This is a genomic window from Yaniella sp. (assembly GCF_030453185.1).
Taxonomy (GTDB): Bacteria; Actinomycetota; Actinomycetes; order Actinomycetales; family Micrococcaceae; genus Yaniella.
This window is the reverse complement of sequence record NZ_JAKDKW010000093.1, coordinates 1-7,924: the sequence shown is the minus strand read 5'-3', so window position 1 is coordinate 7,924 and position 7,924 is coordinate 1. Positions and strand designations below refer to the sequence as shown.

General features: G+C 55.5%; 4 protein-coding genes and 3 pseudogenes. 1 reads left to right on the top strand and 6 read right to left on the bottom strand.

What is annotated here, in order from left to right:
• Positions 1–170 precede the first annotated feature (170 nt).
• A complete protein-coding gene (locus tag L0H14_RS11010) occupies positions 171–2,720 on the top strand; it encodes an ATP-dependent Clp protease ATP-binding subunit (RefSeq protein ID WP_301421823.1) in 2,550 nt (849 codons plus the stop codon).
• Between the two features lie 94 nt (positions 2,721–2,814).
• Here L0H14_RS11010 and L0H14_RS11005 read toward each other — a convergent pair.
• The 6 genes and pseudogenes from L0H14_RS11005 to L0H14_RS10980 form a co-directional block, all read right to left on the bottom strand.
• A pseudogene (locus tag L0H14_RS11005) lies at positions 2,815–3,420 on the bottom strand (GvpL/GvpF family gas vesicle protein); the annotation flags it as partial.
• A 10-nt stretch (positions 3,421–3,430) separates the two neighbouring features.
• Positions 3,431–3,649 (bottom strand): hypothetical protein, encoded by a 219-nt coding sequence (locus L0H14_RS11000; RefSeq protein ID WP_301421822.1) that lies wholly within the window; start codon positions 3,647–3,649, stop codon positions 3,431–3,433.
• Between the two features lie 11 nt (positions 3,650–3,660).
• Positions 3,661–4,104, bottom strand: a complete 444-nt coding sequence (locus L0H14_RS10995; protein WP_301421821.1) for a hypothetical protein — start codon at positions 4,102–4,104, stop codon at positions 3,661–3,663.
• A pseudogene (locus L0H14_RS10990) lies at positions 4,097–5,592 on the bottom strand (sodium/proline symporter). The gene L0H14_RS10995 and the pseudogene L0H14_RS10990 overlap by 8 nt, the downstream one beginning before the upstream one ends.
• 512 nt (positions 5,593–6,104) lie before the next feature.
• Complete coding sequence (gene hemL / locus L0H14_RS10985; RefSeq protein WP_301421820.1) at positions 6,105–7,403, bottom strand: glutamate-1-semialdehyde 2,1-aminomutase; 1,299 nt, start codon at positions 7,401–7,403, stop codon at positions 6,105–6,107.
• Positions 7,404–7,414: 11 nt separating this feature from the next.
• Positions 7,415–7,924: pseudogene (locus L0H14_RS10980) on the bottom strand (porphobilinogen synthase); the annotation flags it as partial.

Below are 7,924 nucleotides of genomic sequence, written 5' to 3'. Positions count from 1 at the left end.
CACCTCGTTTCAAGTTTTCCGCCACTATTTCGCCGGTTGAGTCAAGCGGACTCAGGTTTCTTGCCAAATCCAAGAGTTCTGGGAATAATCTCTATCTAAGACCTGTTACTTGAGTTAGATACACTCAACCTTTGATGCACTTCAGAAGTGCAACCAACTAGGAGGACATAATGCCCGCTTTCTTCGGCCCCGCCGGTTCCAACGGCGACTCCTTCGACGAATTCCTTGCTCGCTATCTTCATGGACAGCGTGCTGGACGACAAGGACGACCCGTCGACCTCAACCGGCTGCTGAGCAAGCAGACCCATGACGTTGTCGCGACCGCCGCAAAATTCGCGGTGGAACGTGGTCAAACCGATGTCGATGCGCTCCATATCTTGCGCGTTATGCTTGATCAAGATCCTGCTGCCGCTGGCGTGCGCCAGGCAGGAGCGGACCCACAAACTATTATTGATGCCGTAGACGAGCGCTTGCCTACCCCCGAAGAAAACAAAGGTGAGGCAACCGCATCGCTCAACGCGTCAGCGCAAAAAGTACTACTCGACGGCTACCAGGTTGCTCGTGCTTTCGGCTCAACCTATATCGATCCAGAGCATGTATTCTTTGCCTTTGTACTGAACCAAGAATCCCCTGCCGGATCACTTCTGGCACAGGCCGGTGTGACACCGCAGTCACTGCAGGCTGGCGCCCAGGGGGCCCACGCTGGTCAGCCACACGAGCATGTCAGCGATCAAGACTCACCCGAAGACTCCATGCTGGAACAGTATGGCCTAGACCTGACGGCCGAAGCCCAGGCTGGTCGTCTCGACCCCGTCATCGGCCGCGAGGACGAGATTGACCAAACCATCGAAGTGCTGGCTCGCCGTACCAAAAACAACCCGGTCCTGATCGGTGAAGCCGGGGTCGGTAAAACCGCCATCGCCGAAGGACTTGCACAGGCCATCATTGATGGCAAGGTTCCAGCACAGCTGAAAGATCGTCGCATTGTTGCCTTGGATCTACCAGGCATGGTGGCTGGTACGAAGTACCGCGGTGAATTCGAAGAGCGCCTGACCGGCGCGATCGACGAACTTACCGAAGATGAAAAAACCATCGTCTTCATCGACGAGCTGCACACCGTGGTGGGCGCTGGTGGCTCGGGTGAATCCGGAGGCATGGATGCCAGCAACATTCTCAAACCACACTTGACCCGCGGTGATCTCCACATGGTCGGTGCGACAACGCTCAAAGAGTACCGCACCATCGAAAAGGATTCCGCACTCGAGCGCCGTTTCCAGCCGGTGACCATTGGTGAACCATCGGTCGAAGACGCCGTCACCATTTTGGCCGGGCTGGCTGATCGGTACGCGGAACACCACCAAGTGACCTACACCGATGAGGCGCTCCGGGCCGCTGTCGAACTGTCCAACCGCTACATCACCGACCGGTTCCTACCGGATAAGGCCATTGACCTGATTGACCAGGCTGGTGCCCGTCGGTCGCTGCAGCGCGGCCCGGATGCTGATAGTCCTACGGTCGACGTCGAAGCACTACGTTCCAAACTTGCCGAGCTGGAAGCGGATAAGAATTCAGCGGTCAACGCCGAGAATTACGAGCGCGCCGGGGAATTGCGTGACGAGGTCAACGAGGTCAACGAACAGTTGTCTGAGGCCGCTGCCAAACCGCAAGTAGCCTCTTCGGTGATCGATGAGCACGCCATCGCCGAGATGGTTGCCCGCGCCACAGGCATTCCGGCTGCACGAATGACCGAGGCTCAAAAATCGCGGCTGGCTCGCTTAGAAGACGAACTCCACGAACGCGTAGTTGGCCAGGAGGAGCCCGTCGCAGCCATTGCAAAATCCATCCGTCGGTCTCGAACCGGGATGGCTGATCCGTCCCGCCCGGTGGGCAGCTTCTTATTCCTTGGGCCAACCGGTGTCGGCAAAACAGAGCTAGCAAAATCGCTGGCACACTCATTATTCGATGACGCCGATGCGATGGTCCGGTTCGATATGTCCGAATTCGGTGAACGCCACACGGTCTCACGTCTGGTCGGTGCCCCTCCGGGCTATGTCGGCTATGACGAAGCTGGTCAACTCACTGAACAGGTTCGTCGTCGTCCATATTCGGTGATCCTGCTCGACGAGATCGAAAAGGCCCACCCCGATGTATTCAACCTGCTGCTGCAGGTGCTCGACGACGGTCGTCTGACCGACGGGCAGGGCCGCACCGTGGACTTCCGCAACACCGTGTTGATTATGACGTCGAACCTGGGTTCCGAGTTCTTGTCTTCAACCGGTACACCGCTGGGCTTTGTATCCGGCGATGCTGCGGCGACACAGCGCGATATCAAGCAAAAGGTCATGGGCCGGGTACGTGAATTCATGCGTCCAGAGTTCTTGAACCGCATTGACGACACCTTGTTGTTCAACCCGCTCAGCACTGACCAGCTGCGCGAAATTGTTGGGCTGCAGCTGCGCGATTCCGAGCAGCGGTTAGATGCTCAGGGCATCACGTTGACAGTCGATGACGCCGCCAAGGACTGGATTGCTGAGGCCAGCTATGAGCCGGCCTACGGTGCCCGCCCAATGCGTCGGGTAATTCAGCGGCAATTGGACGATAAGATCGCCGACCTGCTGGTTGCCGAAGCAGTTTCGGAAGGCGATAGCGTCCGGGTTACTGTCACCGACGACGACCTGCGTGTCACACCGGTCCAGGCACAGAAACAGCTGGTCGCCTAAGGACCGAGGCAGCATAACCCCAGACCCCGCAAAAACGAGTCCGGGTGTCCACTGAACTTTCTCAGTGGACACCCGGACTGTTTTCTGCGCACTGTTAGCTGTCGACCTCAGGCACATCAGCGAAGGAATACGGTGGCCAGGGGCCTAAATACCTAATCTGCACTCCCGGTTGGCTGTCTCGGATGTCTGCTAGTTCAACGCCGACAGCATCCATGGCGTCTTGGTGGACAAGTAGCGATACCGTTAGGACCCCGACGCTGCCGGGATTGCGTCCGGGTCGGGTATTCTCCACGAGGTCTTCGGCAAGCGCGGCTAAACGACGACGGTATTCTGTGTAGAGCCGGTCGGCGGTTCGCTCCGCGATTTCGCGGGTGCGTTCCTCGAAACGCTTGCGGTACAGTCGCTGCACTCCAGCTGGTCGTGCCTCGGTAGTTTGGCGCATTTCGATGAGTTCTTGGCTGTTGGATGCAACGATTGACTCATCGAGTGCAATCTCCACCCGCAGTTCTACCCGGTCGCGAAGTTGTTCAAGATGCTCCATCGCGGTATCAGCAATGCCTGCAAGCCATTGGGCCAGACGGTCTTCAGCGGTTTCAGCCTCACCGGGGTTAACAATGACATTAAAGCTCACGGGCAGAACTGTACCGGCGGCATCCCACGCCGCGTCAACGACCTGGCTGTGTTCTAAGATCCAGCGTTCGACGTCAGAATCAGGGGGCCAGCACGATCCCGCTGGTACCGCCGATTATCATCCCGCGCTGACGAAGACGGATGCGTGCCACCACCGAATGCTCAAGGTGCTCAGGCAGTGGTAGTCCCACCTGCTCTGCGTGCTGGTTGAGTTTGGAACGTTCTGGGTTCCGCTTCCCACCGTCGGTTAGCGACGTTGCCGGAAGGACGAAACACACCAGTGCAACGACAATCCACAACCCACTCCCGCTTATTGCATCTCGAGTCCTTTGACAGAGTCAATTAAGACAGTTTCATTATTTTTGAGCTGTGCGTAGAAGAACACCTTATGCACTTCCCGCTGCTTGACGATGTCCATTTGCGGTATTCTATAGATCTTGTATTTATGTCTCAGCCACCTGAGTAGCAACTTTTCGGCCTCTTCAATCGCTGCTTCATGCGTTGTCAGTGCAGGTATGACAGCGGCTTCACTAATTTCAATTGCTTCAGATCTCGGAAATTTATTCGATCGAGCGGCTTCACCCTTGACAAGGTCAACAGTAACCGCTGAGTAAACAACTCGAGGCTGCATGAACAGTCGGAAAATCCGGATTCTAAAGTACAAAACTAGTTGTGGATAACAAACAACGTTTTTATCTTCTAAGTCATACGGCGTTTCGATGACCCGAAGGACTCTGACATCTTCGTTATTCAAATGCTTCGTCCCTTTGCAACTTCAGGAAAGGACGCGCCTGAGTAATCTTCTTTGCCATGAGGTCACTGACAATATGTTTGTCGCTTTTGAGTCGAAGCTCGTGCTTTTGAATACCCTTCAGGTACTCATAGTCACTTGGCAAAAACGCTGGAGTACCCGCTTCGTTTCGTTCTGTAAACGTCGACCACATATCTTCAAATTGGTCGCCCTCCGGAGGTTTTGTCAGCAGGCTAACGAGGACAATAGTTGTCAGCGCGGCTAAAAACGCCGGTCCACCTTCGTAGATGTCAATGGGCTTCCAGAAGTACCAGATGATTGTTATTGCAGGCCCGACAATCATGCCCGCAATCGCACCCCACTTCGTAACACCCTTCCAATACAACGATAGAACGACCGGTGGCCCGAAACACGTGGCTAAGCCCGCCCAGGCAAAGACCGCTAACCAGAATACTGAGTCGAAGGGATTCAACGCGATAACTATTGCGATGATACCTATGACGACCGTGGAAATTTGCGAGACTAAAATGGTCTTTTTCTCGTGCAAGTCGCCCTTATAGAACATCTTATTCCAGAGATCTTCTGCAATGGATGACGAGGTAATTAGCAACATTGAGTCAATCGAAGACATCAGCGCGGAGAGTGCCGCAGCGATGATAATACCAGCAAGCCACCATGGCAATAACTCCATAGCCATCATGGGGAAAATCTCTTCGGGGTTGCCGATATTGGGAAACAGCGCCAGCCCAGCCAAACCAATAAATACCGCCCCGTAGTACGCAATCATCATCCAAATGATGCCGATAATCGCGATTTTCTTGACGTCACGCGTAGTGCGTAGGGCCATATACCGGACCAACACGTGCGGCGCACCATTAAACCCAATACCAATGAATAAGTAGCTGATAATTGCGATAACGCCAGCAAAGGTTAACGTTGGGTTTTCAAAAAACGGTTTCATAAAGTCGGAACCCATGGACTCGGTCAGCACGGTTCCCATCTGAATGAACCCGCCAATTTCAGCAATCCCGACGATTGGTAGCACAACGAACGCCACTGCCAAAAGTATACCTTGCACAAAGTCGGTCAGGGTGACGGCAAAAATCCTCCCGCAACCGTATAGAGGATGGTAATGATCCCACCGACAATAACTCCAGTTGCAAATCCGGTATTTAGAACCACCTCAAACAGGACACCGAATGCCACAAATTGTGCACAAATATAGACGGTCTGAAACACCGTCATCATGACAATCGACACAGTGCGCATAATATTTGAGTGATCCTGATACCGAGCCGATAGATAATCTGGAATCGTTATCGACTTGAGAATCTCTGATATGCGGCGAAGCGGCTTGGCGAAAAATACCCAATTAAAGATTGAGAAAACGCTCGATACAGCATTCCACGCTGCGCTCATACCGGTCGAATAGGCCTCTCCTGGCAGCCCGGCCGTCATAAAGCCGCTACTCTCGGAAGCCTTTTCACTCATCGAAATGACCCAGGGGCCTATTTGCTTGCCACCAAGAAAGTAGTCTGACGATCCCTTATTGCTCTTCTTCGCGGACCAAATGCCAATCCCCAGCATCATCAATAAATAGAGGACCAGGATGGATATGATGCCTGTTGTCACGTCAACCATCCCTCTCGACGTCGCGCTTGAGCAAGTCGTCCTCTAATCGTTCACGCCGAACTTCTCTCAGGTAAAAAATAACGACGGACAATATCATCAAAACGGGCGGAACCGTCATGATAAGCCATCCAGATAATGGGAATGCATCCACAAGTATCGACCTCCTTGTGTAAGAGCGTAAGTTTCCACTGTGACGCATGTCAATGACACGCGTGACGTGTCAGCCTTTTATGTTCAGGGGCTACTAGGCACAGGTTTGGCGGACTGATGGAGTGCGCGAAGAAACGATCCGTATCAAAAAATCCGCTGGAGATATGAATCTTCAGCGGATTTTTCGTGCCGCTCAAACACGGCGGCTAACGTACAGGCAGTTATGCGGTGGCGGCAGCTGCTGCTTTGGCAGCGGCTGGCAGTGCGTCAGCGATGGTGTTCATGGCTGCATCATCGTGGGCGGCTGAGACGAACCAGGCTTCGTATACTGACGGCGCCAAGTAGACTCCGGCGTCGAGCATGGCGTGAAAGAACGGGCCGTAGCGGAAGGCTTCTTGGGCCTGGGTGTCCTCGTAGTTCGTGACGCCTGATTCGGCGGTACCGAAGGCAATCGAGAACAGAGAGCCGGCCGATTGAATCGAATGATTGACACCTTCGGTGTCCAAGGCTCCCGCGACCATGTTTTGCAGCTGCGTCGAGCGCTTAGCGATGGTTGCATAAGCGTCGTCGGTGGCGTTGGACAAGGTCGCGTAGCCTGCAGCCATGGCGATCGGGTTGCCCGACAGCGTGCCGGCCTGGTAGACCGGGCCCAGTGGTGCAAGCTGATCCATAACCGCGGCCGTCCCAGCGACAGAAGCGACCGGTAGTCCCCCACCGATGACTTTTCCAAAGGTAAACAGATCGGGTGCCCAGTCGGCGTTTTCAAGTCCCCAGCCACCGGTTTTGGTGGCGCGGAAGCCAGTGAGGACTTCGTCCATGATGAAGATTGCACCGTGGTCGGTGGTGATGTCGCGCAGGAACGTGTTAAAGCCCGTCTTCGGCTGTACCACGCCCATATTGGCCGGGGCCGATTCGGTGATGATACCGGCGATCTGGTCGGGATATTTTTCGAAAGCCTGTTTGACGGCCTCTTCGTCGTTATACGGCAGCACCAGCGTTTGGCTGGTGATCGCTTCGGGCACACCGGCGGAATCTGGCAGTGCATGAGTGGCGAGTCCGGAACCTGCAGCAGCCAGCAGGCCGTCGGAATGTCCGTGGTAGCAACCGGCGAACTTGATGATGAGGTTACGTCCAGTGGCACCGCGGGCTAGACGAATGGCGGTCATGGTGGCTTCGGTTCCAGTCGACACAAAACGAACACGCTCAACCGGCATGATTTTGGCGATCAGCTCGGCCAGGCGGGTTTCGCCTGCTACAGAGGTCCCGAAGGACAGTCCGTCATCGACGGCCTTATGGACGGCGTCGACAACCGCTGGATGGTTGTGCCCCAGGAGCATCGGCCCCCAGGAGCCGACGAGGTCGACGTAGGTTTTGCCTTCGATATCGGTCAGGTAGGGGCCGGTGGCCTTGACCATGGCGGCTGGTGTGCCACCCACGGATCCGAATCCACGGACCGGAGAGTTCACCCCACCGGGAATGATGGCGCGGGCGGCGTCGAATACTTCTTGGTTTGTGGTCACTGAATGGTCTCCTAGGCGAGTAGTCGTGCGGCTTCGGTGGCGTAATAGGTCAGGATGTTTTGGGCGCCGGCACGGCGGATGGCGGTCAGCGACTCCAGCATGGCCGGTTCGCGTTCGATCCACCCGTTGGCTGCAGCGGCCTCGATCATCGCGTATTCCCCGGAGATTTGATAAGCGGCAACCGGTACCGGGGAGATGTTGGCGACGTCGCGCAGGATATCGAGGTACGACATGGCTGGCTTGACCATGACCATGTCGGCGCCTTCTTGGATGTCGAGTTCGGTTTCCAAAATGGCTTCGGTGCGATTAGCTGAGTCCATTTGGTACGTTTTGCGGTCGCCGGTCAGGGCGGAATCGACGGCTTCGCGGAAGGGGCCATAGAACGCTGAAGCGTATTTGGCTGAGTAGGCCAAGATCGCGGTATTGGTGTGGCCTGCGGCGTCTAGGGCTTCGCGGATAACTTCGACTTGGCCGTCCATCATGCCCGAGGGTGACACCACGTGGGCGCCGGCTTCAGCCTG